This is a genomic window from Pseudomonas sp. R43(2017), assembly GCF_002112345.1.
Classification (GTDB): domain Bacteria; phylum Pseudomonadota; class Gammaproteobacteria; order Pseudomonadales; family Pseudomonadaceae; genus Aquipseudomonas; species Aquipseudomonas kribbensis.
In genome coordinates this window covers 499,325-526,322 of record NZ_NEHJ01000003.1, presented here as the reverse complement: position 1 = coordinate 526,322, position 26,998 = coordinate 499,325, and the positions used below count along the sequence as shown (strand labels likewise).

The window sequence follows — 26,998 nt, the reverse complement described above, 5'->3', positions numbered from 1 at the left end:
TGTATATCAGGCGTAGTAGTCGACGGCGCTGGAGCCGATCACGTGAGTAGTCGCAGCAGCCGCTTCAGCCACGGCCGCAGACGTCAACTCTTCTTCCGAAGAGTCCAGGCGACCGCCGGCGGCGCTGGTGCGTCCCGTCTGGCCCTGCTGGGCCTGCTCCTGACCCTGCCCTTGCCAGCCACGGTTCTGGTCGGAAACGTTGACATCGACCTGCCCCATGCCCTGCTGGGTGAACATGTCACGCAGGCGATGCATCTGGCCGTCGAGGGCTTCGCGAACGCTCGGGTGAGCACTCATGAAGGTCACCTGGGTCTGCTGGTCCGGCACCATGTTCACCCGGATATCCAGGCGACCCAGCTCAGCCGGCTGCAACTGGATATCGGCAGACTTCAGGTTGTTGCTCGACAGGTACATGACGCGGTTGACCACTTCTTCGGTCCAGCCGTTCTGATGCATGGCAATCGGCTGGTTCACCGGCACCGCGTTGGCGGTTTTCGGTGTGGCGGCCTGAGTCAGTGCCGCCAGACGGTTGGCGAAATCATCGACGCGGGTATCGCTGGTGGCGGATTTCAGGTCTTTCAGACCATCGTCGATCAGACCACTGAAGGCCTTTTCGCCGCCCTGACTGGTGCTGTCCTTGTCGGCCTGCACATCCAGCATGCTGGCCATGCCGGCGGCGAAGGTCTGAGCCGAGGTCAGTTCGCCGTCAGCCTGAGTCTGGGCCGGCGTCGCCTTGGGCTGCGACTGGCTGGACGCGGAAATGTGACCGCTCTGCTCCATCGCCATACGCAAGGCCGGCATCGAATCGAGTGGATCGGCCTCGGGATCGAAATCACTGTCGGCGGCAGGCGCTGCCGTGGCAGCAGCCGGCAATGCCGCCACCGCCGGCGCCTGGGCCTCTGGCTTCACCGGAGGTGTTTCAACGACCGGCGCAGCGACAACCGGCGGCGTGACAACCGGCTGCACGACCTGCATCAGCGCCGGGTCCAGCGTCGGATCCACAACCGGGGTGGTGTCGGCGACCGGCGTGGTCGGCGTATCGGAGGTATCGTCGCTGGCGGCCTTGTCGTCCGCAGCTGTCGATGACGTTTTATCGGCGGGCAAGGCTTTGCCGCTATCGGCAACCGTGGCGTCCGGAGCGGCAGACTGATCCTTGCCGGCGTCCTTCTTGCCGCTGTTGTCGGCGACCTTGTCGCGTGCGGGCTTTACCGAGTTATCGACCGTGACGGAAGGCTTGTTCTGCCCCTGATCGGCAAACACCTGAGCGAAGCTCGAAGCCTTGTCCCCGGGGCCTGCGGCCACCACTGACGGTTTGGCAGAGGCGGCTTGCGCCTTGGCCTGGGCGGCAGTCTGAATAAGAATGTTAGGGGTTGCAGGCATGGCACGGTCTCCGCTGCACTGGGATCGTAGGTACAGTTGAACGAGATGACTGCAAGTGCCGGGCCAGTTTCGTCCGGCGCCGGATAAAAACGCCGGACGGTTGACTCAATGGGCGGGAGAGCGCTGTCGCTCGGCTTCATAGACGGGGCGCACATCCGCAAACTCGTCATGGATGTCGGCCACCAGCTTGATGATTTCGGACGGGCTCTTGTCCCTGGCGTGCTGCTCCAGCTCCTGACAAAGTTCAGCAAGACGGGTCGCCCCCATATTGCTGCTACTGCCTTTGAAGCTATGAGCCACCGACGACAAGGCGTCGGCATCGGCGGTTTTTTGCAGTTCACGCAGGCGCGCTTCGGAATCTGCCAGGAACGTATCCAGCAATTCCGGATAGCCATCCTCCATGACTTCTTGCAACGCACTCAGTACGTCGCGATCTACACAGGCATCAGTCACTTGTTCACTCCTTGATCAAGAATGCGCGGATTATGCCAGAGCCTCCCAGAAAAACTCCACGCGAGCACTACGACCATCGTCCGACCAGCTTGGATTCCTGCTCAATTGCCGGATCAGACTGACGCCGCGCCCCGACAGGCGGACACCGTCGAGGGGCCGGTCCATCACCCGAGCCACGTCAAAGCCTTTGCCGCTGTCTTCGACACGCACGACCAGACAACCGCCCTCGCCCTCCGGACGAACCTCCAGATGCACGCGCACATATCCATCCTGCAGGGCATCGAGGCGCGCATTGCGTTGCTCATAGTAACGGGCGAAACCCGAAGCGTCGCGCTTGAGGCTGGAATCCAGCCCCAGCACCCCATGCTCCAGCGCATTGGAGTAAAGCTCGGCGAGCACGCTGTACAGTGCGCCACTCTGCGTGCGCAAGCCATGCACTTCAAGCAGCAATTGCAGCAGGTAGGGTAGCGGATTGAAGCGCTTGAGCGTGGCGCCGCGAAATTCGAAACTCACCGACCAGTCCAGCGGACAGGACTGGCCACTGTCGGAGTACACCGGTGCCGACGGATTGACCTGCGCCATTTCCAGCAGGCTGACCTCGACCATGCTCACATCGTCCCGGGCTTCGCCGCGAAAATCCTGCAAGGCCTGCTCGATCTCGGCGAATAGCCGATCCGGCTGGCGATTGCCGGCAAACACCCGCTGCAGGCGCTCGACACCGAACAGCTGATCATTGGCGTCGCAGGTGTCGATCACCCCGTCGGACAACAGGAACACCCGATCGCCCACCGCCATCGACAGCACTTCGGTGCGGTCATCGAAAGCCTGCGGACTGAGCACGCCCAAAGGCAGATGTCGCGCCGCAAGCGGCACCCGTTCGCCCGTAGCGATGCGATGCAGATAACCGTCGGGCATGCCGCCGTTCCAGATCTCCACGCTGCGCCGCTGAAAACTCAGGCAGAGCAGCGTGGCGCAGCAGAACATGTCCACCGGCAGGATGCGCTTGAGCTTGGCGTTCATTTCCCGCAGGGTTTCGGCCAGCCCGTACCCCTTGGCAGTCATGCCGTAGAACACTTCCGCCAACGGCATGGCCCCCACCGCCGCCGGCAGACCATGGCCGGTGAAGTCACCGAGCAACACATGCATGTCGCCGGCAGGCGTGTAGGCTGCCAGCAGCAGATCGCCGTTGAACAGCGCATAGGGTGATTGCAGGTAGCGGATATTCGGCGCACTCAGGCAACCGGAATGCGCGACCTTGTCGAAAACCGCCTTGGCGACCCGCTGCTCGTTGAGCAGGTAGTCGTGGTGCCGGGCAATCAGGTCGCGCTGCTCCAGCACCGTGGCTTGCAGGCGGCGCAAGCGATCCATCGCCTTGATTTTGGCGGACAGGATCACCTGGTTGTACGGCTTCGCCAGAAAGTCGTCGCCGCCGGCCTCCAGGCATCGCACCAAGGCTTCACTTTCGGTCAGCGACGTGAGGAATATGATCGGCACCAGGTTTTCACCGGCCAGCACCTTGATCTGCCGTGCGGCTTCAAAGCCATCCATGACCGGCATCATGGCATCCATCAGCACCAGGTGCGGCTGCTGACTGGAAAACACCTCGACCGCTTCGGCCCCATTGGCGGCCGTCAGTACCGCATGCCCCTGACGTCGCACGATGGTCGACAACAGCAGCCGGTCAGCGGCGCTGTCCTCGGCGATCAGGATCGTCAGGGGTTCTTGCGGCTGCATGGCCGTCAACTGATGTCGAACAGTTTGTCGAAGTTGGAGATGGCGAGGATCTTGCGCACATCCGAATTGCTGTTGACCACCCGCACGTCCGAGTTGTCGCCGCCGGCATGATCGCGCAGCAGAAGCAGCATGCCCAGGGCCGAGCTGTCGAGATAGGTGGCATCCTTGAGATCCACCACGATGGAATCGGGCTTTTTATTGAGTCGCTCGTAGGACTCGCGAAACTCCTGATGGCGACCGAAATCGAACCGGCCCTTGATCGAGATCGTCAGCTTTTGGCCATCCGGAGAAACTTCTGTAACGACTGACATGTACTGGCTTCCTTGTCATTGACGAACCTGTACAAGGTTTAGCACTTGCAAGGGTAAGGGGCAAGGCAGGAAGTCACCGCAAACTGTCAGAGATCAACCCGTCAGTAGACATCACGGCGCGGCAGGCGCTGGGACAGTTCGTCCAGCAGTTTCTGTTCGCGCTTGTCTTCGGCGCGCTGGGCTTCATCGCGGTAGCGTTGTACAAGTTTTCGCAAGCCTTCGACCCGGGCAAACGCCTGTTGCCAGGCCTCGCGAGCCTTGTCCAGATTGTTCTGGTGCCATTGCAGGCTTTGCCGTTGCTGGTCGACCGCCGTATCGAGCTGGGTCAGAAACCCCTGAAACCCGAGCAACCACTGCCCGGTCACCCCGGTGCTGCCGCGCACGATCCATTGCTCGGAGTAATCCAGACGAAAGGCATGCAGGTCGGCGAGTTTGCTTTCGGCCACTTTCACCTGTCCCTGGAAATACCCGAGACGCTGCACGGCGGTTTTCTCGGCCTTTTCGGCCATTTCCACCACCGGTGCCAGACGCGCGGCGCGGCTCAGGGCCATGGCCGGTTACCCGCCGGTCGCAGGGGCGAGAATTGTTTCGAGGTAGGCCTCGCTTTCGCCCAGGCTGATGCTGTCGTTCAGACCCTGGCGCAGGTATCTGACCAGTTGTGGCTGCAGATTGATGGCAAGGTCAGTCTCGCGATCACCGCCGGCGACGTAGGCACCGACACTGATCAGGTCGCGACTCTGCTGATAACGCGACCACAGCTGCTTGAAGAATTGCGCCCGGACCATGTGATCGGGCGGCACCACGGCCGGCATGACCCGGCTGATCGACGCTTCGATGTCGATGGCCGGGTAATGCCCTTCTTCGGCCAAACGCCGCGACAACACGATGTGGCCGTCGAGCACGCCCCGCGCCGAGTCGGCAATCGGGTCCTGCTGGTCATCACCCTCGGACAGCACGGTGTAGAACGCAGTGATCGAACCCCCGCCCTTCTCCGCGTTACCGGCGCGCTCCACCAGTTTCGGCAGCTTGGCAAACACAGAAGGCGGATAACCCTTGGTCGCCGGCGGCTCGCCAATGGCCAGGGCGATTTCCCGCTGGGCCTGGGCAAAACGGGTCAGGGAATCCATCAGCAACAGGACATTCTTGCCCTTGTCGCGGAAATATTCGGCGATCCGCGTGCAGTACATCGCCGCGCGCAGACGCATCAGTGGCGCATCGTCCGCAGGGGACGCGACAACCACGGAGCGCTTGAGGCCTTCTTCACCGAGAATGTGCTCGATGAATTCTTTAACTTCTCGACCCCGCTCGCCGATCAGGCCGACGACAATGATGTCGGCCTCGGTGAAGCGGGTCATCATGCCCAACAGAACGGATTTACCGACACCGGTACCGGCGAACAGGCCCAGACGCTGGCCGCGACCGACCGTCAACAAACCGTTGATGCAACGAATGCCCACGTCCAGCGGCACGCTGATCGGGTCACGGTTGAGCGGGTTGATGGTCGGGCCGTCCATCGGCACCCAGTCTTCGGCCTTCATGCCGCCCTTGCCGTCCAGCGCACGTCCGGCGCCGTCCAGCACACGACCGAGCATGCTCATGCCCATCGGCAAGCGACCGGTATCGGCCAGCGGCACCACACGGGCACCCGGCGCAATACCGGCAACACTGCCAACCGGCATCAGGAACACCTTGCTGCCGGAAAAGCCCATCACTTCGGCTTCAACCTGCGACGGGTGATAGCTGTCGTCGTTGATCACCATGCAGCGCGTGCCCATGGCGGCGCGCAGGCCTTCGGCTTCGAGGGTCAGACCGACCATGCGCAGCAGGCGCCCTTCGAGGATCGGCGCACCGGGGATTTCGGTGGCCTCCGCATAGGTGCTCAGGCGCTTGGCGAAACTGGTGCGTTCAAGGCGCATCGGGGGCGTCCGCGAGCGGCTCGTCGGTGACAGGGGCCGGTTTCGGCGTTTCCGGCAAGTCGAGGCTCAGATCCGGTTCGGCCGGGTGCAAGGCCTGTTCGTGCAGTTGATCGAACAGCTTGGCCATGACCTGGCCGACACGGGTTTCGATGCTCGCATCGATCCGGCTGTGTTCGGTCTCGACCCGGCAACCGCCCGGCAGCAGCGACTCGTCCTCGACGATACGCCAGGTTTCCTCATGACGTTCGCGCAGGGCTTTGACCTGTTCGAAGTCCTGCGGATTGACGTACAGCCGCACATTGCCCACGCCCAGCGGCAACAGCTTGAGGGCGTCGCGCATGACGTGTTCGATCTGCGTCGAGTCGATGGCCAGTTCGCGCTGGATCACCTGGCGAGCGATGTGCTGCACGAGGTCGACCAGCGACTTTTCAATCTGCGTGTCTTGTTCGGCGATGGGCTCGAACAGGTTCACCATCAACTGCTCGAGGCTGTTGACCTTGGCGGAGAGGACCACCTCGGCTTCCTGGCGCACCTTGAGGCTGGCGCTGTGGAAACCTTCTTTTTCGCCGATGGCGAAGCCCTCGTTGTAAGCCTCCTGACGGATGCTTTCGAGTTCTTCCAGGGTCAGTGGCTGGACTTCCTCCAGCGGCACTTCTTCCATTTCCGGCGGTTCGGGCTCCGGTTCCGGCTCGGGTTCCGGTGGCGGCGGATCGAAACTGGGGATTGCCCAGGTTTCGAAACCGCGGACGTCCCGGGCACGGATCAGGTCCGTCACATCGTCGTCGTTCTTGCCCATGGTGTTAGATCATTTCCTCGCCGCCCTTGCCACCAAGCACGATTTCTCCGGCTTCGGCCATACGGCGGGCGATGGTGAGGATTTCCTTCTGCGCTGTCTCCACGTCGCTGACGCGCACCGGGCCCTTGGCCTCGAGGTCGTCGCGCAGCAGTTCGGCAGCACGTTTGGACATGTTCTTGAAGATTTTTTCCTTGACGCCTTCGTCCGACCCCTTGAGGGCCAGCACCAGCACATCGGAGGACACTTCGCGCAACAGCGCCTGGATACCGCGGTCGTCGACATCGGCCAGGTTGTTGAACACGAACATGAGGTCTTCGATCTGACCGGACAGGTCTTCGTCGACTTCGCGGATCGAGTCCATGAGCTGGCCTTCGATCGAACTGTCGAGGAAGTTCATGATGTCAGCCGCCCGCTTGATGCCACCCAGGGTGGTGCGCGAGGCGTTCGAGTTGCCGGAGAACTGCTTCTCGAGGATCTGGTTCAATTCTTTCAGTGCGGCCGGCTGCACGGTGTTCAACGACGAGACGCGCAGGATGATGTCCAGACGCACCTTGTGGTCGAAGTTGCCCAGCACTTCACCGGCCTGATCCGGATCGAGGTACGCGACCACGATCGCCTGGATCTGCGGGTGCTCGTAGCGGATCACGTCGGCTACGGCGCGCGGCTCCATCCATTTCAGGCTGTCGAGGCCGCTGGTGTTGCCGCCCAACAGGATGCGGTCGATCAGGCCGTTGGCCTTGTCTTCACCCAGGGCCTGGGTGAGCATTTTGCGCACGTAGTCGTCGGAGCCGACGCCCAGGCTGGTCTGGTCGCCGACGATGTCGACGAACTCGCTCATGACCTGCTCGACCTGCTCGCGGTGGACGTTGCCCATCTGGGCCATGGCCACGCCGACTCGCTGAACCTCTTTCGGGCCCATGTGGCGCAGCACTTGTGCAGCATCGGTCGACCCCAGGGACAGCAGCAGAATCGCGGCTTTATCGACCCGGGACAGTTTGGCGACGGCGGCTCGGTTATCACTCATCTGCGTTAATCCACTCTTTCACGACCTGGGCCACACGACCCGGGTCTTCTGCCACCAGACTCTTGATTGCGTTCAACTGAGCGTCATAGCCTTCGCTCGGGCTCGGCAGCAGGATGCTGGTCGGGCCGCCGAGGCTGACGCGATCGTTGGACAGTTCACCGTCCAGACCGCCCATGCCACCCAGTTCCACGTCACCGCCCAGACCGGCCAGTTCCTTGCCTTTGCCGCCGCCGGTGATGTTGTTGAGCACCGGACGCAGCACGCCGAACACCAGCACCAGGATGAACAACACACCCAGCACTTGTTTGACGATGTCCCAGAACCATGGCTGGGAGTAGAACGGAATGTCGGCAATCACTTCGCCGCGCTCGGCGGAGAACGGCATGTTGATCACGCTGACGCTGTCGCCACGGCTGGCGTCGAAGCCGACGGCGTCCTGCACCAGGCGAGTGAAGCGCGCCAATTCGTCGGCGCTCCACGGCGCACGGGTGGTTTCGCCGTTGGCCGGGTTGATCTTGACCTGATCGTCCACCACTACCGACACCGACAGGCGATTCAGGCGACCCTGCTGCTGTTTGGTGTGGCTGATGGAACGGTCGAGTTCGAAGTTCTTGGTGGATTGTTGACGCTTGTCCGCCGGGTACGGCGCGAGCATCGGCTGGCCGGTGGCCGGGTCCATGATCTGCTGACCGTTGGCATCGACCAGTGGCTGGCCAGGTTGCACCATGCCGGTCGAAGCCTGGGCACCGCCGGTGGTTTGCGGCGCGGAGGCTGGCGACGGCGGCTGGTTGCTCAGGGCACCCGGTACGCCTTGCGGGCCATTGCTGGCGGTACGTTGTTCGTTGACCGACTGCTCGCTGCGCAGCGCCGGCTGATCCGGGTTGAACTGCTCGGCGGTGGATTCGACGGCACTGAAATCGATGTCGGCCGACACTTCAGCCTTGTAGCGATCGTTACCCAGTACTGGTTGCAGGATATTGTGCACACGCTGGGTCAGCATGCTTTCCATGCGGCGGCTGTAATCGAACTGCTTGCCGGCCATGGTCATTTCGGAATTTTCCGCCTGATCCGACAGCAGGTTGCCCTTCTGGTCGACGACGGTGATCTGCGACTTGCTCAGCTCGGGTACGGAAGTGGCCACCAGATTGATGATGGCAACCACCTGGCCCGGCTCCAGCGAACGGCCGGAGTACAACTCGACCAGTACCGAAGCGCTTGGCTTGCGCTCGTCACGTACGAACACCGAGCTTTTCGGGATCGCCAGGTGAACGCGCGCGCCCTTGACGTTGTTCAGGGCGGAGATGGTGCGGGCCAGTTCGCCTTCGAGGCCGCGACGGTAACGGGTCGCTTCCATGAACTGGCTGGTGCCCAGACCCTGTTCCTTGTCGAGAATCTCGAAACCGATGTTGCCGTCGCTGGGAGTGACACCAGCAGCGGCGAGTTTCAGTCGCGCACGGGACAGGTCATCGGCCTTGACCAGCAAGGCACCGGAGTTCGGTTCAACGGTGTACGGAATGTCGGCGGAGGCCAGGGTGTCCATGACCTGCTTGGCGTCCATACCGGCAAGGCTGCCGTACAAAGGCCGGTAGTCCGGTTGCTGCGACCACAGCACCACGGCAAAGCCAATCGCCACGCTCGCGGCCAGGCCGACCAACAGGCCCACCTGACGCAGCATGGTCATCTCGGAGAGGTTTTCCAGGAAGGACAGGCCGAACAGCGGCGGTTTGCCGTCTATCGGGGTGGCCTTGGCCGGAACGTTATCGGCGACTGCTTCTGCCATGACTCAATCTCGTCCTTAAACCGGCATCTGCATGATGTCTTGATAAGCCTGAACCAGTTTGTTGCGCACCTGGGTCAGAGCCTGGAACGACACGCTGGCCTTCTGCGAGGAAATCATCACATCCGTCAAATCGACGCCGCTCTTGCCGATTTCGAACGCGTTGGCCAATTGGCTCGAAGCCTGTTGGGTATCGTTCACTTTGTTGATGGCCTGACCGAGCATGTCGGAAAAGCTGCTGCCCGCCACTTCAGGGACGGCGGCAGTCGATTTCGGCTTCGACATGGCGTCCATTTGCATGGCCTTCATGTCCATCATCAACCGATTAAATTCAATACCTTGGCTCATGGTCTACTCTCTTGGGCGGCCCGCAATTTTTTGACACTCACTCGGCGGGTACTCAGGTGTTAGCAACAACGGTGCCAGCTCACGGGCACCGCTTCGAGAAATGCGTTTTCAAACGTTTGCGCCACCGCTCACGTAGCGAACAGATACCCTTCGACGTCCATTCCGGCATCGCGCATCTGCGCCAGTTTGTAGCGCAATGTACGCGGGCTGATACCGAGTTTTTCCGCGGCTTCCTTGCGTCGACCGCGTTCGGTGCGCAGGGTGTCGATGATCATCTGGAACTCGCGACGACGCAGGTCATCGCCCAGCGCCCCGGCCGAATCGGCGTCGATCTCGACCTCACGAATGACGGGCGCGACCGGCATCGCCACCGGCAACGGCGCGAACAGCGCAGGCCCGGAGAGACAGAAATCCTGCGGCTGGATCAACCCGCCCTGCTGGAGAATCAACGCCCGCTGCACCGCGTTATCCAGCTCGCGCACGTTGCCCGGCCATGGATAACCGATCAGGCACGCCTGCGCCTCGGGCGAGAACTTCGCCATCGCATGCTTCATTTTATTGACGTGCTTGGCCAAAAGACGCTCGGCCAGCGGCAGGATGTCGGCGGTCCGCTCACGCAGCGGACGCCAGGCCAGCGGAAACACCGACAGGCGATAGTAGAGGTCTTCGCGGAACCGCCCCGCCGCCACTTCGCCCGCCAGATCACGGTTGGTAGTCGCGACGACACGAATATCGAGAGTGATCGGCTTGCGTGCGCCGACCCGCTCGACTTCGCGCTCCTGCAAGACTCGCAGCAACTTGGCCTGCAAGCCCAGGGGCATTTCGGAAATCTCGTCGAGCAGAATCGTGCCGCCGTCGGCCTGCTCGAACTTGCCAGCCTGCGCCGCGATGGCGCCGGTGAACGAACCTTTCTCGTGACCGAACAATGTCGCTTCAAGCATGTTGTCCGGGATCGCCGCGCAGTTGATCGCAATGAACGGCTGACTCGCGCGATGGGATTGCTGGTGAATGTAGCGCGCCAGCACTTCCTTGCCGGTACCGGACTCGCCGGAAATCAGCACGGTGGAATCGCTGCGGGCGACCCGCGCCGCCAGATCCAGCAACTGCGCACTGGCCGGCTCGACGGCCACCGGCCCTTCTGCGTCAGCCGTGCCGAGATTACCCAAAGCATGGCGCGCGACCAGATCCAGCAGCGCCTTGGGCTCGAATGGCTTGACCAGATAGTCCGCCGCGCCTTGACGCATCGCATCGACCGCACGCTCGACGGCGCCGTGAGCGGTCATCAGCAACACCGGCAATTGCGGCTGGCGCGTGCGCAGCAGACCGAGCAACTGGTGACCGTCCATGCCCGGCATGTTGACGTCGCTGACCACCAGGCTGAACGCCTCGCACTCTACGGCCTTCAGCGCCTCCTCGGCAGAACCCACGGCGTGATAGTCGTGGCCGGCCAGCAGCAGCGTATCGGCCAGCGCCTCGCGCAATGAACGGTCATCCTCGACCAGCAGAACCTTGATGCCCATGACCTTCACTCAGCTCCCTGTACAGCGGAAAACATCGGCAGGATCACCTGCGCGCACGTGCCGCGCCCGACCCGCGAGCGCAGCTGCAATTCTCCCTGATGCGCACGGGCCACGGCCTTGACCACGGTCAGGCCCAGGCCGGTGCCGGTGACTTTGGTGGTAAAAAACGGCTCGCCCAGCCGCGCCAGCACCACCGGCTCGATACCGCCGCCGTTGTCACTGACGCACAGGCGCAGGGTATTGTCGCGGGTGTAGCAATGCACTTTCAGACGCACATCACCGCCACCGGCCTGAATCGCGTTTTCGATCAGATTGAGGATTGCCCCGACCAGCGTGTCGCGATTGCACAGCAACTCGCCTGCATGGCTGTCGCACTGCCAGCGAATTGGCAGATCCTGCACATGGGTCAACGCTGCCGCCTGCAACGACTGCATCAGGGCATTGGGCGTGATGCGGTCGGTCAGCGGCAATTCACCGCGAGCGAACACCAGCATGTCGCGTACCTGGTGCTCCAGTTCATGCAGACGCTCCTTCAGGCGCCCGGCAAACCGCTGCTGAGTGGCGACCGGCAGCGCCTGCTCGGTCAAATGACTGGCATACAGCAGCGCGGCGGAAAGCGGCGTACGAATCTGATGAGCCAGCGAGGCGACCATGCGCCCCAGCGACGACAGACGTTCGTGACGCGCCAGTTGATCTTGCAAGTGACGGGTTTCAGTCAGGTCGTTGAGCAGCACCAGCTGCCCCGGCTCGGCATCCAGCGAGCGGGTGGCAATCGACAGGCGTCGACCGTTTCTCAGGGAGATTTCATGACCGTCGTCTTCACGGGGCGCGAAGCAACGGGCAATGACATGGCGCCACAGCTCGCCTTCCAGCGGCAATCCCAGCAGATCGATGGCGGCCGGATTGGCCTCGCACACTATGCCGTGACCGTCGATGACGATGACACCGCCGGGCAACAGATCCAGGAGATTTTGCAGACGGTTGGCCAGACGTTCTTTTTCCGCCAGTTCCTGCATGCGCTGGGCGCTGACCACGGCCAGCTCACCCTTGAGCTCGGTGACCCGCGCCTCAAGCATGCTGTAGGAGTCGGTCAATTGACTCGACATCTGGTTGAACAGCGCGAACGCCTGCTCAAGCCCCTGCCGACTGGCCTGCTCTACGGACGGCAGTTGCCCCGAGGACTCGGGAACAGAAGACATCTGGGAGGCTTGGGGCATTGTGCTCTCTCGCTTGGCTGACCGTCAGTTAAACGGAACGTTGCGAGGGATGTAGCAATACCCGTGCCTAAAAAAAACTGCTTATAAATGAAGGATTTGAAAAACAGGCGTCAATCATCCGCCTGTTCATCACCTTCACGCCGGCTCATGCCGTACTTGCGCATCTTCTCCACCAGCGTGGTGCGGCGAATGCGCAGGCGTTCGGCGGCCCGGGCCACGATACCGTTGGCATCATCCAGCGCCTGCTGGATCAGCCCCTGCTCCAGGCCACCGAGGTAGTCCTTCAGGTCGAGACCTTCCGGCGGCAGCATGGCATTGGCGGTGAAGTCCGGTGTGTGGCCGTTGATCGCCACGCGCTCTTCCAGATCGCTGCGCAGGCTGTCGACCATTTGCTCGTCTTCGTCGTCGACGTAGCGGAATTTCTTCGGCAGCTCGACCACGCCGATCACCCCGTACGGATGCATGATCGCCATGCGCTCCACCAGGTTGGCCAGTTCGCGGACGTTGCCCGGCCAGCCGTGGCGGCACAGGGACATGATCGCGGCGGAGTTGAAGCGGATCGAGCCGCGCTTCTCGTGCTCCATCCGCGAAATCAGTTCGTTCATCAGCAGCGGAATGTCTTCGACGCGCTCACGCAGCGGCGCCATCTCGATCGGGAACACGTTCAGGCGATAGTAGAGGTCTTCGCGGAAGGTGCCGATCTCGATCATGCTTTCGAGATTCTTGTGGGTCGCGGCAATGATGCGCACGTCGACGCTTTGGGTCTTGTTGCTGCCCACGCGCTCGAAGGTGCGCTCCTGCAGCACGCGCAACAGCTTGACCTGCATCGGCAGCGGCATGTCGCCAATTTCGTCGAGGAACAGCGTACCGCCGTTGGCCAGCTCGAAGCGGCCGGCACGGCTGGTGATCGCGCCGGTGAAGGCGCCCTTCTCGTGGCCGAACAGTTCGCTTTCCAGCAGTTCTGCCGGGATCGCCCCGCAGTTGACCGGCACGAACGGCGCATCACGACGCTTGGAATGGTAATGCAGGTTACGCGCAACCACTTCCTTGCCGGTGCCGGACTCGCCGAGGATCAGCACGCTGGCGTCGGTGTCGGCCACCTGCTGCATCATCTGGCGCACATGCTGGATCGCCCGGCTGGTGCCGACGAGGCTGCGGAACAAGTTGGGTTCGCGATGACGGCCGCGCTCGCGGGCCTGGTCGTACATTTCGCGATAGACCTGGGCACGGTGCAGGGAGTCCAGCAATTTGCTGTAGCTCGGCGGCATTTCGAGGGTCGAAAGTACCCGGCGGCGCTGGTCTTCGGGCAAGTCCACCGAAGAATTATCGCCCATCAGCAAAACCGGAAGGAACTCATCCCAGGTCGAGAGTGTCTTTAACAGGCCCAAAAGCGCACCAGGAGCATTGACCGTCCCGATCAGTACGCAAATGACCTCACGACTAGACGACAAAGAGCCGACTGCCTGCTGCCAGTCATGGCTTCCGCAGGGTAAATTTTCTTCGCCAAGAAAATTTAAAATCACCGCCAGGTCGCGGCGGCGGACGCTATCGTCATCGATCAGCAGAATTTTGGTTTCACGCCACATGCAATAGCAACTTCCCTAGTCAACTCAATGCCCGAAACGAGGGGCAAGCGAGACGCTTGCAGGACACTTCGTGCCTGTAGACGCCTGAAATCTGAAAACAGCCACTAGTTAAGTCAAAAAACCGTGCACAGTCAAATTTATGGCGCACATGTCTGGATTAACTGAGGGTTAATTAACCAAACAGATGGTAAACCTTTGCCGCGTTCTGCGCTTGGGTGATCTGCGACATCTCGTCGACTATCGCCTGACGCTCACCCATGGCGACTTCAAGAAGCTCTTTGTAGACATGCAGCAGCTCCTCGAGATTGTCACGCAGTGCGACTTCATCCAGCGAAGCTTCACTCAAGACATCTTCCATGCAGGAACGGCAATCCAGGTCGAGTTGACCGATCGCCTCCCAGTTGCGCTCGGCCAGGGCACCGACCAACGCCACACGGGTTTCTTCGATTCGCTGCAATACAAGACTCATGGTGATCTCCTTAAAACTGAGGAGCAGGCGTAGGAGCAATGGCATCCCAGCCTTCTTTTACCGTGCTCAGCAAGCCGGCAACTTCATCCAGAATACGCGGATCGCTGTTGATGTTGGCTTCGGCAAGACGCTTCATCATGTAGATATACAGCCCGTCCAGATCAGCCAGCGTATCGGCGGAATTCTCCAGATCCAGGCCTTCACGCAAGCCGCTGACGATGCCAATGGCCTTGCTGATCGCCGTGCACTTGGCAGGAATGTCCTTGCGCTCGATCGCACCTTTGGCCTGGGCAATACGTGCCAGGCCACCTTCCATCAGCATTTGCACCAGACGGTGAGGGCTCGCTTCGGACGTCTGAGCGTGGGCGCCAACTTTCTGGTATTGCCGAAGGGCTAACATCGGATTCATGTTCTACCTCATTTGCAACAATGACTCGTATGACCAGTGTATCGCCAGCGAGCCGAAAAACTTTAGACCATAAGACAAAAACCCGGCACACGCTCGAAAGCGTAGCCGGGTTTTTGTCGCTCTTACATGTTACTTCGCGGATTGCTGAGCGTTCAGCGAGCTGAAGAACGAGGTGATGTTGCTTGCCGTTGCCTTCATCTGACCTACCAGCAAGTCCATGGCGTTGTACTTGGCCGTCAGCGTCTTGGTCAGGTTGGCAACACGCAGATCCAGCGCCAGCTGCTGGCTGGTCAGGCTCTTGGTGTTGCCGTTCAGGATGGTCATGCGCTGATCAAGCAAGCCTACGGCGGTAGGGCTGCTACCGGCTGGTGCCTTCAGGTACGGATCCACAGCCTTGCTCATACGCGCCAACAGACCGTTGCTGTCGGTGGTGCCAGTAAACATCTGCTGGACCTGACCGGTCATGCCCGGCTGGGACATGACCTTGTTGAACGCGACAGTGTCAAACGTCAGGTTACCGGTGAGCTTGTCAGTCATCACACCCAACTGCGACAAGTAGGCCATCGGACCGGTATCGCTGCCGCTGCTCGGCATGGTCAATTGGCCGCGAATATCAGCGATCAACGAACGCGGCAGAGAGTCACCGGTAAAAGCCGCCTGAACGGTCAGCTTGCCATCTTCGTCCGGTGTCGCCTTGGTCAGGGTATCGACGGTGGTCTTCAGCGTGTTGTAGGCATCAACGAAAGCCTGAACCGAGGTCTGCAGGCCCTTGGTGTTCGCATCGACAGTCACCACGACAGGTGTGCCTTGCGGATTGGGGACCGTCAGCAGGTTCATGGTCAAACCACTGATTGCACCCGTCACGTTGTTGCTCTTGCTGGTCACCTTCAGGCCGTCGATGGTTAGCGAAGCATCTTGGGCGAGCCCGTTGACCGCTCCGGAATCACCCGCCGCCGGCGTGGTACCCATCGTTTTGGTGCCATCGATTTCCAGGCCGGCAATACCGCTGACCGTCAGATCAGAACCAGCGCCTGTCTTGCTCGAACTGATGACCAGACGCGAGGCGCCAGAACTGTCCGTGACAATGTTGGCTGAAATACCATTGACGCCCTGGGCCGTGTTGATCGCATCACGAGTGCTCTGCAGGGTCGCATTGGCCGGGATCGTGACATTGTAATCAGTGCCATTCTGACTGATTTTCAGGGTACCACTCGGAATGGCACTGGCAGCACCGCCGGCAAAGGACGCACTGGCTATTTTCGAGCCGGTAGCCAGATTATTCACAACAACACTGTATGTGCCCGAGACTGCGGTGTTATCCGAAGTTGCGCCCAGAACGGTCGGCGTACCCGAAGTCGCCGTGTAACCGGCAAACGCAGGGTTGGTCTTGCTGCCCAGGTTGGTCATCGCCGTCTGGAATGCAGTCAGTGCACTCTTCAGCGTGCCGACACCGGAAATCTTCAGCGTGTTGGTTTTTGTCGCATTGTCGATCTGCGTCTGTTTCGGCGACTTGTCGGCGTTGACCAGCGCAGTAACGATCGCACCGATGTCCAGGCCGGAACCCAGGCCGGAACCCGGTAAAATTGGACTTGCCATGTGCATCTCCCTTGGGGTTGTTGCCAGTCTTTTGACCCTTGTGGGGTCTAAAGAACTTCAAACACGATTCATGCCAGCTATCAGACTTTGGCGTCGAACAACACGTGACTCGCGTTGGCCAGGCTGTCTGCCAGCTTGAGCGCTTCTGCGGAAGGGATCTGTCGTACGACCTCGCCCGTCTCGCTTGCGATCACCTTGACGATGACCTTTCCGGAATGCTCGTCGATGGAGAATTCCAGATTGCGCTTGATCGACTGAACGAACTTCTCGATCTCCTGCACCGCCAGCTTCAACTTGGTTTCATCCGATTCCTGGCTTTTTTTCGAGTCAGAAACGGCATCAACGGCTTGAGGCTTGGTCTCCGACGGCTTGTCGGGGACGGTGTTGGCTGGCTTTGGAGCCGGATAAGACACGTTAAGCTTTACGCTCATGTCCATGCTCATCACCTCTTGACGTGAAAAAGCGAGAGAGCACGCAAGCGCACTCCCCCGCCAAACTCATTCCGAAATTACTGAAGCAGCTTCAGTACAGCGGAAGGCAGTTGGTTGGCTTGAGCCAGAACAGAGGTCGAAGCCTGTTGCAGGGTTTGCTGCTTGGTCAGGTTAGCAGTCTCTGCGGCGAAGTCGGTATCTTGTACGCGACCTTGTGCAGCAGTGGTGTTCTCGGTGATGTTCTGCAAGTTCTGGATGGTGCTGGTCAGACGGTTTTGCGAAGCACCCAGGCTGGCACGAGTTGCACCGATTGCAGCGATAGCGGCGTCGATTGCAGTGATCGCGTTGTCGATGTTCTGCGAAGCGCCAGTTACGGTAGCACCGGTCAGGGACAGAGTACCGCTGCCAACCGACAGGCTGACGGCGTCGAACTTGGAGCTCAGTACCAGGTCGATGTGGTTAGCCGAACCGGTGTTTGCGCCCACTTGCAGGGTCACAGTACCAGCCGAACCGTCCAGCAGGTTTTTGCCGTTCAGGTTGGTCGAAGCCGAGATACGGGTGATCTCGTCGGACATCTGAGCGAATTCAGCGTTGGTAGCGGTCTGGTCAGCAGTGCCGTTGGTACCGTTACGTGCTTTAACAGCCAGTTCACGCATACGCTGCAGGATGTCGGTAGTAGCTTGCAGAGCGCCTTCAGCGGTCTGGGCAACGGAGATACCGTCGTTGGCGTTCTGGATAGCCTGGGTGTTACCGCGGATCTGGGAAGACATACGGTTGGAGATCTGCAGGCCAGCGGCGTCGTCTTTAGCGCTGTTGATTTTCAGGCCGGAAGACAGGCGCTGCATCGAAGTCGACAGAGCGTCGGAGGCGCGGTTCAGGTTTTTCTGAACGTTCAACGACGTGGTGTTGGTGTTTACTGTTAAAGCCATGACGAATTCCTCGTTGGTTGGGTACTGCGGCTTCCGGCCCTGGCAACCGCCGGGTATGGCCTAGAGAACCTTCGTAATAGTTATCGTCGGGTTTGCAGGTTGCTTGAGGGCTTTTTTGAAAATTTTTGCCATCACCCTGCCACCCCCGAGAAAACAAAGACTTAGCAGCACTTCACCCTCGAAAAAATGACGCCATAAAACCGTCCGCCGCGCAAAGCTGCGGGCCAGTGCTGTCGGTGCTCTTTTATGCCGAAGAACTTTCCAGCAGATGGATCAATTCGTACTCCATGAAATCGGCGAGCCCGAGCCAGTCCTGGCGCTCCTGGCAATCGAGCATTTGCGTGAGCACCTGCGCCCAGGACTGCTGGATATCCGGCAAAGCGGACACCAGCAAATGCTGCGCACCTTCGAACACTTCAACCATCTCCAGCGCCGCTTCGACATCCCGCCCCAGGCGAAACAGCCCGGCACAGCGTCGGCATTCGTCGACACAACCTTGCAACGCACTCATTGCACGAACTCCTGATTGAAACGCGTCCCGGCAATCAATGCGCCTGAGCGGCTGCTGTTGAAAAACTCTACCTGCGGCTGACTGGCGATGTATCGCTCAAGCACACACAGATAACCGCGAAAATTGAGCTGCGTACTGACCCGCTCACCGAAGCCGTCACGCACCCAGTGCCGCGCCTGATTCACCGATGGCCCCAGATCACCATCACTCCAGCCGGCGTGGGTCTTGTTCATCGGAAACGCAAAGTCGGCGCCAAACAGCGTGATCCGCGCCGCGCCCATCTTCACCGCCAGATCCACCGCCGGGTGAATCACACTGCCGCCCACATGCAGCAGCGCCCTTGGGTGTTGCTCACGCAATGCCGCATAGACCGGGCTCAGCGAATAGCCGCCGTAGCGTTTGCCCTTCCAGGCCCGCAGCACCTCGGGGTCACTCATCGGCAGATACACCAGCGGGATGCCGTCGGACTCTTCAAAGGGCAAATGCCGGAAGCTGATGCGCTGGTCGATGCTCACCACCAAATCGGGCACGATCCCGTGCTCACGCAGCGGCCGGTAAGCGGTATCGACGCAAATGAACAGCGGACGCTCGTCTCGCTCGCGAATGGCGGCCAGTCGTTCGAAATGCTGCTCAAGGGTCGGCCCGGTGCCGATCACATAGATCTCCCGACCAACGCAGGTGCCAAACAATTGCGCCACGTCATCGTCAGCGAGCAACACCGGCAGGCAGTCCTGCAGGCGCTGTTGAATGAAGGGCGACTGCGGATCGAACTCACGATTGTTGAAGCTCAGGTGCACTTCACTGACCAGCCGATCACGGATCTTCGCGTTGAAGTCGTCGGCCAGCAGCATCTCCGCCGGCAAGGCAAAAAACGGCGTGCAGATGTCTGGCAGGTCACCGGCGTACAGAAGCTCTACCCGGGGATCCTCCAGCCATTGCCGCTGATCGATCAGTTGCAACACCAGGGCGAACAGCGCGCCATTGAGGATATGCACATACAAGCGCTCAAGCCCGGCACGCTCCAGCAGCACGGTCGGCAAATCTCCGAGGCCGGTGCCATAGACGTGCAATCGCGACTTGTCCGCCGGCAGGCTGGCGGCCTGAACCCGGGCCTCATGGACGCGGTCGTGGCGACTGGTGAGCTGAATGCCGTTGATGCTCAGCGTCGAACCCAGCCCCTGCGTCAATCCGGCGTCGATCACCGAACTGTCTTCGTTCAGCAATCGCGCGAACAGCGCCGGCCAGCGTCGCTCAATGACGTTGGCATTGGCTTGGAAAAACTCGCTCATGGCGCCTCGCGCTCCTTTCAGGCAAAAAAATAGCGTTCAAGGTTACCCCTTGAACGCTATTTTTGTATCCGTCGTTTTGGGTGGGTTCAAGGACGATAGATAATCGCCGAACCCCACGAAAGACCGACGCCGAAACCGCTGAGCGCCACTCGGTTCCAGCTGGAATCCAGCGCGTGCTTCTCCAGCAGCAGCGGAATGCTCGATGACACGGTGTTGCCGGTCTCGACCATGTCCTTGATGAACTTCTCCGGCTCGCCTTCGAAGCGCCGCGCCACGGCATCGACAATCGCCGCGCTGCCCTGGTGAATGCAGAACGCATCGATGTCATCGGCGTTGAGGCCCGAATCGTCGAGCAACTCATGCAAGTGCGCCGGTACTTTCAGCAACGCAAAGTTGAACACCTGACGACCGTTCATGAAGAACACGCCATCGGTGACTTTCAGGTGCGGTGCACCCGAACCGTCGGTGCCGAACTTGGCCTTGCCCAGCGCCCAGACCGGGTCTTCACCCATCCAGGTCGCGGTGGCCGCGTCGCCGAACAGCATGGTGGTGTTGCGGTCTTCCGGGTCGACGATTTTCGAATACGGGTCGGCAGTGATCAGCAAACCGTTCTTCAGACCGGCGGCTTCCATGAAGCCCTTGATCGCGTAGATACCGTAGACGTAACCGGAGCAGCCCAGGGAAATGTCGAACGCAGCAACGTTGGTTGGCAGGCCGAGCTTGTCCTGCACGATCGCTGCCGTATGCGGCAGGCCTTCTTCGTCACCGTTCTGGGTCACGACGATCAGCGCATCGATGGATTCACGTTTCAGCTCAGGATTGCTGGCAAACAGCGCATTGGCCGCTTCAACGCACAGATCGGAAGTTTCCTGTTCTGCGTCTTTACGTGGCAGGAAGGCCGAACCGATCTTGCCGAGGATGAATTCTTCATCCTTCTCGAATTTTGCACCTTGTGCGTAATTGTCCACGCCGGCTACAGGAACGTAGCTCGCAATGCTTTTTATGCCAATCATTACGGCTTCCCAATAATAAACAGCCCAATACCACCGCTCGCAAGGATTTCGAGGGGCGCCGACAAACAGAAAACGGCCGCCACAACGGGCAGCCACGAGGAGCGCAAAGGGCTATCACTGGAGCCGCTAACGGGCCAGGCGCCATCTCCCCGGTCAATACAATACAGTGAAGATGCGCGTTATGACTCGCAGGTCACGCTATTTTGCCGAATCGGTGCAGATCGGGTTATTCGACCAGCGACCAGTCCAGCGGCGTGCCGCGTTTGATCGGCGCGCGCGCGCGGCGGCCGAGGACGGCGTCAGTGTGCTTGGGCGGCAGACCGAGACCGGGACGAATGGCGCGCAGATTGGCCGCCGTGAAGGGCTCACCGGCCGCCATGTCGGCCGTGACGTACAGCGACCGACGGTAGACCAGGGACTTTTTCTCAGCCTCGGTTACGCCGTAATGCACCTGGCCCATGGCCTGCCAGGCGCGCTCGGTTTCGACCACCAGGCTGGCCATTTCCGCAGGCTCTAGCGAGAAACTGGCGTCCACCCCGCCCGCTGCGCGGTCGAGGGTGAAGTGTTTTTCAACCACCGTCGCACCGAGCGCCACAGCGGCCACCGACACACCAACGCCCATCGAATGATCGGACAGCCCTACCTGACAACCGAACAGTTCTCGCAGATGCGGGATCGTGCGCACATTGCTGTTGAGCGGTGTCGCCGGGTAGGTGCTGGTGCACTTGAGCAGCACCAGATCCTTGCACCCGGCTTCACGGGCCGCACGCACGGTTTCGTCGAGCTCGGCGATGCTGGCCATGCCGGTGGAAATGATCATTGGCTTGCCGGTCGCCGCGACGCGACGAATCAGCGGCAGATCGGTGTTTTCGAAGCTGGCGATCTTGTAGGCCGGCACGTCGAGGCTCTCGAGAAAGTCCACGGCGCTGTCATCGAACGGCGTCGAAAACGCGAGCATGCCCAGCTCCTTGGCCCGGGCGAAGATCGGTGCGTGCCATTCCCACGGCGTGTGGGCCTTTTCGTACAGATCGTAAAGGGACGTGCCGGCCCACAGGCTGTTCGGATCCTTGATGAAGAATTCGCCTTCCGCCAGATCCAGCGTCATGGTTTCAGCTGTGTAGGTTTGCAGCTTCAAGGCATGGGCACCGGCCTTGGCCGCCGCCTCGACAATCTGCAAGGCGACGTCCAGCGACTGGTTATGGTTGCCGCTCATTTCAGCAATGATGAATGGCGGTGCGTCGGCACCGATCAGGCGATCGCCAATCTTGAAACTGTTCATGAACGGTGTTCCTTCAAATCCTTGGTGAACGCGCAGGCACTTTGGGTGAACCCGGCGTCACGAAATACATTCAATGAGGCCTGATTGGCCGGCAAGACCTGTGCGCTGATCGCGGTCAATTGCGGCCAGTGCGTCGTGACGAACGCCTCGCCCCGCGTCAGCAGCGCCCTGCCCCAGCCGAGGCCGAAACGCCCCTCCAGCAGATACAGCGAAACCTCGGCTTCAAAGCCGCGCAGATCGTAGCGCAACACACCGACCGGGCCGTCATCGGCCTCGGCGATCAACAACAGCCGTTGAGGATTGCGCAGACTGGCGTTCAACCAGTCCAGATGCTGCGACCATTCGATGACGCCGCTCTTCACTGACCAGCGCTGCACGGCGTCGGCATTGCGCCCGTCGAACAACACCTGCGCATCGTCCAGCGTCACTGCGCGCAACTTGAGCACCGGACCGGCCAGTGCCGCCGCGACCCGCAGCGCGCCGCGTCCGTCGACCAGTTGCCGTGAACGCTCGGCCAGGCTCTGCCGCAAATAAAAATTGTCGACGACAAAACCGATGGCATCACGCAGTTGCTCGACGCTCACCTGCTCCCGCGCACCCATGAACACATGAGCCCCGGCCGCCGCCATCACCTCGCCGTTGGCCTGCTGGTTGTTCGACACGGCAATGCAGATCGTCGGCAGGCCCAAGGCCGCGCGCTCCCAACTGGTGCCACCGCCGGCGCCGATGAACAGGTCGGCTTCGGTCATGCGTCGATGAAAATCACTGACGAAACTGTGCAGGTGCCAGTTCGGCCGACTTTCGGCCAGTGCCTGCATTTCTGCCCATGCCGGGTTGTCTGCACCGGCGACAAAGTCCACTTCAAGCCCGGAAAAATCCGCCAGCGCCCGCATCGCGTGATGGGTCTGGCGGGCAGCGTCGAAGCCGCCGAAGTTCACCAGCACCCGTCGCGCCACGGGTTTGATCTCGATGGCCGGGCCGCTGAACTCTTCGCGCAGCATGGCAAAGCGCGGGCCGAGCAACGTTCGGCAGCCTGCCGGCAGCAGCGGCTGATAGTTTTCACTGAGGCCGGAGAGATTCTGATTGAGCAGCAGATCCACGCTGTAGCGACGGGTCGCCAGATCGTCCACGGCGGCGATCCGTGGTGCGAAGCGCCGGGCAGCGGTCTGCCAGTGATGATCGAGGCCGTAGTGGTCGGCGATGACCCAGTCGAATTCAGCCTGTCCTTCCAGCTGCGTCGCCAGCGCATCGATATCCGCCTGCCACGGCAGCATCGATTCGATGGCCTGCTCCGGGTCTTCACTGGCGTAGCGATCCGGCAACGCGAACGTCTCGAAACCTTCAGCCTGCAACGCATCGAGACGATGCCCCGGCAAACGACGACAGGCAAACGCCACGTGACTGCCCTGGGCGCGCAACACTCGCGCCAGCGTCAGGCATCGGGCGATATGGCCGCTGCCGATGGTCGGCGAGGCGTCGGCGCGGATCAGCACTCTCATTGCAGCTCCCCGCCAGCCTTGAGTGCCGCGTAGAGATACTCGGCGCGTTTCCAGTCTTCAGCGGTGTCGATGTCCTGCACCAGATGCCGGGGCAGGATCACCGGCAGGCTGGCCGGCGAATAAAGAATCTCGCCACGCAGCCAGGCCTCGCTGCGCCCCCAGTAGAACTGGCCGGCATCCTGAAAGGCGGCCGGCAGATCCTGCGAACGGGTATTGCGAAACTCGGGGTACAACGCCGTCAGCGCGCCCTGCCCGTCCAGGGTCAAGGCGCGCTGCACCGGAAAGCCGAAATCGGTGACCGAAAAGGCAAAGGACTTGTCGGGATGCTGCTCCAGCAACTCGAGCCCCTGACGCAGGAACCGCGCCTGCAACAACGGCGCCGTGGCGTACACGCAACAGGCGTAATCAAAGTGCGGCAGTTGCTGCAAGGCATGCACGATCACTGCTGCGGTGCCGGTGAAGTCATCGGCCAGCTCCGCCGGACGCAAGAACGGCACTTGCGCACCATGAGCCTGCGCCAGCTCGGCGATCTCTTCGTCATCGGTGCTGACCACCACCTGGTCGAACAACCCCGAATCCAGTGCCGTGCGAATCGAACGGGCAATCATCGGCACACCGTCGAACGGTTTGAGATTCTTGCGCGGAATGCGTTTGCTTCCGCCACGGGCCGGGATGATTGCGACGTTGCTCAAGGGCGTTTTTCCAGCAGGAACCAGGTGACGTCATCCAGCGGGAATTGCGGATCGCGGTGATAACCGAAGCCGTAATCCAGCAATTGCAGATCCGGATAGCGATCGAGCATTTCCCCGGCGAAATCGCGCTTGAACAGCTTGCCGCTGTTGCCGCGATAGGACACTTCCACCGGTGAGGGATTGTAGTATTCGGCGATCAGGATGTAGCGCTGGCTCAGTTCGTACAACTGCGCATACGCGGTCGGCAACAGCTCCGGGGCCAGATGGATCAGCACGCCTTTGCTGAGCGTCAGGTCGTATTGGCGCTCCCGGGGGAAATCGAACAGCGAGCCGTGCCAGATCTGTGCGATATCCAGCGCCCGGGCCTGGGCACAGGCGCTGGCGTTGATTTCGACACCGAACAGTTCGCAGCGCGGCAACAGCTGACGCAACGCCTGCAAGTTGTTGCCGGCGTTGGTGCCCAGCTCCAGCAGGCTGTCGATCCGCCCGGCTCGCGTCAGCGCCTTGGCGAACAACGCCAGGTTGGCCGCCACCAGCGGTTGCCCGACGTTGCGGTCGACGTACTGGTTACCGAATTCGCCCTGCCAGAATTGTTCCTGTTCGCTCAGATCACGCATTGCCGTTTTCCATCCACCGCCGCAGCGGCACTCATTCAGTCAATCGACGCAATTGCTCGACCACGTAATCCTGCTGCTGATCGCTCAGCAACGGAAACAGCGGCAGGCTGATCGCTTCGGCGTAATAACGCTCGGCCTCGGGAAAATCTCCCTCGGCGAAACCCAGTTCACGATAGTAAGGCTGCAAATGCACCGGAATGTAGTGCAGGTTCACGCCGATGCCGGCCGCGCGCAAGCCTTCGAACACCTGACGGTGGCTGAGGCTGATGCGATCGGTCTGCAAGCGCACCACGTAAAGGTGCCAGGCCGATTCGGCGTCCGGCTGGATGCCCGGCACGGTGACCGGCAAATACGCCAGCAAACGGTCGTAGCGTGCGGCCAGTTCCCGGCGACGGGCGATGAAGTCGTCCAGTTTGCCCAGCTGTGAAAGGCCCAGCGCCGCTTGCAGATCGGTGATCCGGTAGTTGAAGCCCAACTCGACCTGCTGGTAGTACCACGGCCCGTGGCTGGGTTCGGTCATCTGTTGCGGATCGCGGGTCATGCCGTGGCTGCGCAGGCGTTGCAGACGATCGGCCAGCTCCGGGCGATTGGTCAGCACCATGCCGCCTTCGCCGCTGGTGATGATTTTCACCGGGTGGAAACTGAACACCGTCATCGCCGCGAATTCGCCACAACCCACCGGGCGCCCGGCGTAGCTGGCGCCAACTGCGTGAGAGGCGTCTTCGATCACCGTGAAGTTGTAGCGCTCGGCCAGTTCGGCGATTCGCCGCATGTCGCAGCTCTGCCCGGAGAACGCCACCGCCACCAACACTTTGGGCAAGGTGCCGTCGCGTTCGGCAGCGTCGAGTTTGCTGGCCAGAACTTCGGCATCGAGGTTCCAGGTCAGCGGATCGATGTCCACGAAATCAACGTCGGCGCCGCAGTAACGGCCACAGTTGGCCGACGCGAGAAAGGTGTTCGGCGTGGTCCACAAACGGTCGCCCGCTCCCAGTCCTGCAGCCAGACAGGCAATGTGCAGCGCCGCCGTGGCGTTGCACACCGCGACCGCGAAATCCGCCTGGCAACGCTCGGCCATCGCCTGTTCGAAGCGCTCGATGGCCGGGCCTTGAGTGAGCCAGTCGGACTGCAACACCTCGACCACCGCGTCGATGTCCGCCTGGTCGAGGCTTTGCCGACCGTAGGGGATCATACCGACAGCTTCGCGTGCAGGTCGGCGATCTGCCCCACCGACAGGAAGTGCGGGTTGGTGTCGGAGCGGTACTCAAAGTCCTCACCCACCGGCCGCCCGTGCTCGCCGAGTTTATCGACGGCAAAATCGACATCGACGCTGGTGAAGCGGATCGAAGGCTGGATCGTATAGTGATCTTCGAACTCCAGGGTCATCCGCGCATCGTCCAGCGGCACCATCAGTTCGTGCAGTTTCTCGCCGGGACGGATGCCGACGTTCTTGTGCGGCAGGTGCTCGGCCATTCCCCGCGCCAGATCGACAATGCGGATCGACGGGATCTTCGGCACGAACACTTCACCGCCGTGCATCCGCGCAAAACTGTCGAGCACGAACTGCACACCGTGATCGAGGGTGATCCAGAAACGGGTCATGCGCTCATCGGTGATCGGCAGCTCTGTCGCGCCGTCGGCAATCAGCTTGCTGAAGAACGGCACCACCGACCCGCGCGAACCCGCCACGTTGCCGTAGCGCACCACGGCAAAACGCGTCTGTTGTTCACCGGCAATGTTGTTGGCCGCGACGAATAACTTGTCCGACAGCAACTTGGTGGCGCCGTACAGGTTGATCGGGCTCGCCGCCTTGTCGGTGGACAGTGCGACGACTTTCTTCACGCCGTTGTCGATGGCAGCGGCGATGATGTTCTCCGCGCCATTGACGTTGGTACGGATGCATTCGGTCGGGTTGTACTCCGCCGCCGGCACCTGCTTCAACGCCGCGGCATGCACCACGTAATCGATGCCGCGCATGGCCTGGCGCAGACGCTCGGCGTCGCGCACATCACCAAGGAAGTAACGCATGCACGGCGCGTTGAACGTCTGCTGCATTTCGTATTGCTTGAGTTCATCCCGGGAGAACACCACCACGCGCTTGGGCTGGTATTGCTCGAGCAGGCGCGCAATGAACTTGCGCCCGAAGGAGCCGGTGCCGCCAGAGATGAAAATCGATTTACCGTTGAACATGTCGTAGTCCTGTGC

27 protein-coding genes are annotated in these 26,998 nt (G+C 61.0%); all 27 read right to left on the bottom strand.

The genetic code is table 11. The annotated features are described in order from the left end of the window. Positions 1–6: 6 nt before the first annotated feature. Positions 7–1,380, bottom strand: a complete 1,374-nt coding sequence (locus tag CAG02_RS10900; protein WP_085710470.1) for a flagellar hook-length control protein FliK — start codon at positions 1,378–1,380, stop codon at positions 7–9. Between the two features lie 105 nt (positions 1,381–1,485). Further along, positions 1,486–1,833 carry an Hpt domain-containing protein gene (locus CAG02_RS10895; RefSeq protein WP_085710468.1) on the bottom strand — a complete coding sequence of 116 codons (348 nt, stop codon included), beginning with the start codon at positions 1,831–1,833 and terminating at the stop codon, positions 1,486–1,488. A gap of 30 nt (positions 1,834–1,863) precedes the next feature. Further along, positions 1,864–3,567, bottom strand: a complete 1,704-nt coding sequence (locus CAG02_RS10890; protein ID WP_085710467.1) for a fused response regulator/phosphatase — start codon at positions 3,565–3,567, stop codon at positions 1,864–1,866. A gap of 5 nt (positions 3,568–3,572) precedes the next feature. After that, entirely contained in the window at positions 3,573–3,878 is a 306-nt protein-coding gene (locus CAG02_RS10885; RefSeq protein WP_085710465.1) for an STAS domain-containing protein, read from the bottom strand. Between the two features lie 101 nt (positions 3,879–3,979). Further along, complete coding sequence (fliJ, locus tag CAG02_RS10880; RefSeq protein ID WP_065260770.1) at positions 3,980–4,429, bottom strand: flagellar export protein FliJ; 450 nt, start codon at positions 4,427–4,429, stop codon at positions 3,980–3,982. A gap of 6 nt (positions 4,430–4,435) precedes the next feature. Then, positions 4,436–5,794, bottom strand: a complete 1,359-nt coding sequence (gene fliI, locus CAG02_RS10875) for a flagellar protein export ATPase FliI (RefSeq protein ID WP_085710464.1) — start codon at positions 5,792–5,794, stop codon at positions 4,436–4,438. Then, complete coding sequence (gene fliH, locus CAG02_RS10870; protein WP_085710462.1) at positions 5,784–6,590, bottom strand: flagellar assembly protein FliH; 807 nt, start codon at positions 6,588–6,590, stop codon at positions 5,784–5,786. The genes fliI and fliH overlap by 11 nt, the downstream gene beginning before the upstream one ends. 4 nt (positions 6,591–6,594) lie before the next feature. Next, complete coding sequence (gene fliG / locus CAG02_RS10865; protein ID WP_007958288.1) at positions 6,595–7,614, bottom strand: flagellar motor switch protein FliG; 1,020 nt, start codon at positions 7,612–7,614, stop codon at positions 6,595–6,597. Beyond that, positions 7,607–9,394 (bottom strand): flagellar basal-body MS-ring/collar protein FliF, encoded by a 1,788-nt coding sequence (gene fliF, locus CAG02_RS10860; protein ID WP_085710461.1) that lies wholly within the window; start codon positions 9,392–9,394, stop codon positions 7,607–7,609. Before fliF ends, fliG begins: the two co-directional genes overlap by 8 nt. A 15-nt stretch (positions 9,395–9,409) precedes the next feature. After that, positions 9,410–9,739, bottom strand: a complete 330-nt coding sequence (gene fliE / locus CAG02_RS10855) for a flagellar hook-basal body complex protein FliE (protein ID WP_085710460.1) — start codon at positions 9,737–9,739, stop codon at positions 9,410–9,412. 128 nt (positions 9,740–9,867) lie between these two features. Further along, complete coding sequence (gene fleR, locus CAG02_RS10850; RefSeq protein ID WP_085710671.1) at positions 9,868–11,259, bottom strand: sigma-54-dependent response regulator transcription factor FleR; 1,392 nt, start codon at positions 11,257–11,259, stop codon at positions 9,868–9,870. A 5-nt stretch (positions 11,260–11,264) separates the two neighbouring features. After that, on the bottom strand, positions 11,265–12,476 hold the full coding sequence (locus CAG02_RS10845) for an ATP-binding protein (RefSeq protein ID WP_085710458.1): 1,212 nt from the start codon (positions 12,474–12,476) through the stop codon (positions 11,265–11,267). Positions 12,477–12,586: 110 nt separating this feature from the next. Next, positions 12,587–14,062, bottom strand: a complete 1,476-nt coding sequence (locus CAG02_RS10840) for a sigma-54 dependent transcriptional regulator (protein ID WP_003222863.1) — start codon at positions 14,060–14,062, stop codon at positions 12,587–12,589. A 172-nt stretch (positions 14,063–14,234) separates the two neighbouring features. Beyond that, on the bottom strand, positions 14,235–14,531 hold the full coding sequence (locus CAG02_RS10835; protein WP_085710457.1) for a flagellar protein FliT: 297 nt from the start codon (positions 14,529–14,531) through the stop codon (positions 14,235–14,237). 10 nt (positions 14,532–14,541) lie between these two features. Beyond that, positions 14,542–14,940 (bottom strand): flagellar export chaperone FliS, encoded by a 399-nt coding sequence (gene fliS / locus CAG02_RS10830; protein ID WP_085710456.1) that lies wholly within the window; start codon positions 14,938–14,940, stop codon positions 14,542–14,544. A 129-nt stretch (positions 14,941–15,069) separates the two neighbouring features. Next, positions 15,070–16,536: a flagellar filament capping protein FliD gene (gene fliD, locus CAG02_RS10825; RefSeq protein WP_085710455.1), complete on the bottom strand. Its 1,467-nt coding sequence runs from the start codon at positions 16,534–16,536 to the stop codon at positions 15,070–15,072. Positions 16,537–16,616: 80 nt separating this feature from the next. Continuing rightward, positions 16,617–16,973: a flagellar protein FlaG gene (locus tag CAG02_RS10820; protein WP_085710453.1), complete on the bottom strand. Its 357-nt coding sequence runs from the start codon at positions 16,971–16,973 to the stop codon at positions 16,617–16,619. Between the two features lie 71 nt (positions 16,974–17,044). Next, positions 17,045–17,896 (bottom strand): flagellin domain-containing protein, encoded by an 852-nt coding sequence (locus CAG02_RS10815; protein ID WP_007920059.1) that lies wholly within the window; start codon positions 17,894–17,896, stop codon positions 17,045–17,047. A gap of 244 nt (positions 17,897–18,140) precedes the next feature. After that, positions 18,141–18,407, bottom strand: a complete 267-nt coding sequence (locus CAG02_RS10810; protein ID WP_085710452.1) for a hypothetical protein — start codon at positions 18,405–18,407, stop codon at positions 18,141–18,143. Then, positions 18,404–19,696, bottom strand: a complete 1,293-nt coding sequence (locus CAG02_RS10805) for a motility associated factor glycosyltransferase family protein (RefSeq protein ID WP_085710451.1) — start codon at positions 19,694–19,696, stop codon at positions 18,404–18,406. The genes CAG02_RS10810 and CAG02_RS10805 overlap by 4 nt, the downstream gene beginning before the upstream one ends. An 86-nt stretch (positions 19,697–19,782) precedes the next feature. Then, complete coding sequence (locus tag CAG02_RS10800; RefSeq protein WP_085710450.1) at positions 19,783–20,709, bottom strand: ketoacyl-ACP synthase III; 927 nt, start codon at positions 20,707–20,709, stop codon at positions 19,783–19,785. A 226-nt stretch (positions 20,710–20,935) separates the two neighbouring features. After that, entirely contained in the window at positions 20,936–21,988 is a 1,053-nt protein-coding gene (gene pseI, locus CAG02_RS10795) for a pseudaminic acid synthase (protein WP_085710449.1), read from the bottom strand. Beyond that, complete coding sequence (pseG, locus tag CAG02_RS10790) at positions 21,985–23,487, bottom strand: UDP-2,4-diacetamido-2,4,6-trideoxy-beta-L-altropyranose hydrolase (protein ID WP_085710448.1); 1,503 nt, start codon at positions 23,485–23,487, stop codon at positions 21,985–21,987. Before pseG ends, pseI begins: the two co-directional genes overlap by 4 nt. Continuing rightward, positions 23,484–24,179, bottom strand: a complete 696-nt coding sequence (pseF, locus tag CAG02_RS10785; protein WP_085710446.1) for a pseudaminic acid cytidylyltransferase — start codon at positions 24,177–24,179, stop codon at positions 23,484–23,486. Before pseF ends, pseG begins: the two co-directional genes overlap by 4 nt. After that, positions 24,176–24,796 carry a pseudaminic acid biosynthesis-associated methylase gene (locus CAG02_RS10780; RefSeq protein ID WP_085710445.1) on the bottom strand — a complete coding sequence of 207 codons (621 nt, stop codon included), beginning with the start codon at positions 24,794–24,796 and terminating at the stop codon, positions 24,176–24,178. The genes pseF and CAG02_RS10780 overlap by 4 nt, the downstream gene beginning before the upstream one ends. Before the next feature lie 31 nt (positions 24,797–24,827). Further along, positions 24,828–25,985: a UDP-4-amino-4,6-dideoxy-N-acetyl-beta-L-altrosamine transaminase gene (gene pseC / locus CAG02_RS10775; RefSeq protein ID WP_085710443.1), complete on the bottom strand. Its 1,158-nt coding sequence runs from the start codon at positions 25,983–25,985 to the stop codon at positions 24,828–24,830. Continuing rightward, positions 25,982–26,983, bottom strand: a complete 1,002-nt coding sequence (pseB, locus tag CAG02_RS10770; protein ID WP_085710442.1) for a UDP-N-acetylglucosamine 4,6-dehydratase (inverting) — start codon at positions 26,981–26,983, stop codon at positions 25,982–25,984. The genes pseC and pseB overlap by 4 nt, the downstream gene beginning before the upstream one ends. Positions 26,984–26,998 lie beyond the last annotated feature (15 nt).

What these genes read in the sequence shown, in the direction of transcription:
- fliD (WP_085710455.1), bottom strand. Translation starts at nt 16,536, where the DNA reads ATGGCAAGTCCAATTTTACCGGGTTCCGGCCTGGGTTCCGGCCTGGAC.
- fliH (WP_085710462.1), bottom strand. Translation starts at nt 6,590, where the DNA reads ATGGGCAAGAACGACGACGATGTGACGGACCTGATCCGTGCCCGGGAC.
- pseC (WP_085710443.1), bottom strand. Translation starts at nt 25,985, where the DNA reads ATGATCCCCTACGGTCGGCAAAGCCTCGACCAGGCGGACATCGACGCG.
- CAG02_RS10805 (WP_085710451.1), bottom strand. Translation starts at nt 19,696, where the DNA reads ATGAGCGAGTTTTTCCAAGCCAATGCCAACGTCATTGAGCGACGCTGG.
- CAG02_RS10885 (WP_085710465.1), bottom strand. Translation starts at nt 3,878, where the DNA reads ATGTCAGTCGTTACAGAAGTTTCTCCGGATGGCCAAAAGCTGACGATC.
- CAG02_RS10810 (WP_085710452.1), bottom strand. Translation starts at nt 18,407, where the DNA reads ATGAGTGCGTTGCAAGGTTGTGTCGACGAATGCCGACGCTGTGCCGGG.
- fliF (WP_085710461.1), bottom strand. Translation starts at nt 9,394, where the DNA reads ATGGCAGAAGCAGTCGCCGATAACGTTCCGGCCAAGGCCACCCCGATA.
- pseI (WP_085710449.1), bottom strand. Translation starts at nt 21,988, where the DNA reads ATGAACAGTTTCAAGATTGGCGATCGCCTGATCGGTGCCGACGCACCG.
- CAG02_RS10840 (WP_003222863.1), bottom strand. Translation starts at nt 14,062, where the DNA reads ATGTGGCGTGAAACCAAAATTCTGCTGATCGATGACGATAGCGTCCGC.
- fliE (WP_085710460.1), bottom strand. Translation starts at nt 9,739, where the DNA reads ATGAGCCAAGGTATTGAATTTAATCGGTTGATGATGGACATGAAGGCC.
- CAG02_RS10890 (WP_085710467.1), bottom strand. Translation starts at nt 3,567, where the DNA reads ATGCAGCCGCAAGAACCCCTGACGATCCTGATCGCCGAGGACAGCGCC.
- fleR (WP_085710671.1), bottom strand. Translation starts at nt 11,259, where the DNA reads ATGGGCATCAAGGTTCTGCTGGTCGAGGATGACCGTTCATTGCGCGAG.
- CAG02_RS10900 (WP_085710470.1), bottom strand. Translation starts at nt 1,380, where the DNA reads ATGCCTGCAACCCCTAACATTCTTATTCAGACTGCCGCCCAGGCCAAG.
- CAG02_RS10780 (WP_085710445.1), bottom strand. Translation starts at nt 24,796, where the DNA reads ATGCGTGATCTGAGCGAACAGGAACAATTCTGGCAGGGCGAATTCGGT.
- fliG (WP_007958288.1), bottom strand. Translation starts at nt 7,614, where the DNA reads ATGAGTGATAACCGAGCCGCCGTCGCCAAACTGTCCCGGGTCGATAAA.
- CAG02_RS10845 (WP_085710458.1), bottom strand. Translation starts at nt 12,476, where the DNA reads ATGCCCCAAGCCTCCCAGATGTCTTCTGTTCCCGAGTCCTCGGGGCAA.
- pseB (WP_085710442.1), bottom strand. Translation starts at nt 26,983, where the DNA reads ATGTTCAACGGTAAATCGATTTTCATCTCTGGCGGCACCGGCTCCTTC.
- CAG02_RS10800 (WP_085710450.1), bottom strand. Translation starts at nt 20,709, where the DNA reads ATGATTGGCATAAAAAGCATTGCGAGCTACGTTCCTGTAGCCGGCGTG.
- fliI (WP_085710464.1), bottom strand. Translation starts at nt 5,794, where the DNA reads ATGCGCCTTGAACGCACCAGTTTCGCCAAGCGCCTGAGCACCTATGCG.
- fliJ (WP_065260770.1), bottom strand. Translation starts at nt 4,429, where the DNA reads ATGGCCCTGAGCCGCGCCGCGCGTCTGGCACCGGTGGTGGAAATGGCC.
- CAG02_RS10820 (WP_085710453.1), bottom strand. Translation starts at nt 16,973, where the DNA reads ATGGACATGAGCGTAAAGCTTAACGTGTCTTATCCGGCTCCAAAGCCA.
- pseG (WP_085710448.1), bottom strand. Translation starts at nt 23,487, where the DNA reads ATGAGAGTGCTGATCCGCGCCGACGCCTCGCCGACCATCGGCAGCGGC.
- fliS (WP_085710456.1), bottom strand. Translation starts at nt 14,940, where the DNA reads ATGAATCCGATGTTAGCCCTTCGGCAATACCAGAAAGTTGGCGCCCAC.
- CAG02_RS10835 (WP_085710457.1), bottom strand. Translation starts at nt 14,531, where the DNA reads ATGAGTCTTGTATTGCAGCGAATCGAAGAAACCCGTGTGGCGTTGGTC.
- CAG02_RS10815 (WP_007920059.1), bottom strand. Translation starts at nt 17,896, where the DNA reads ATGGCTTTAACAGTAAACACCAACACCACGTCGTTGAACGTTCAGAAA.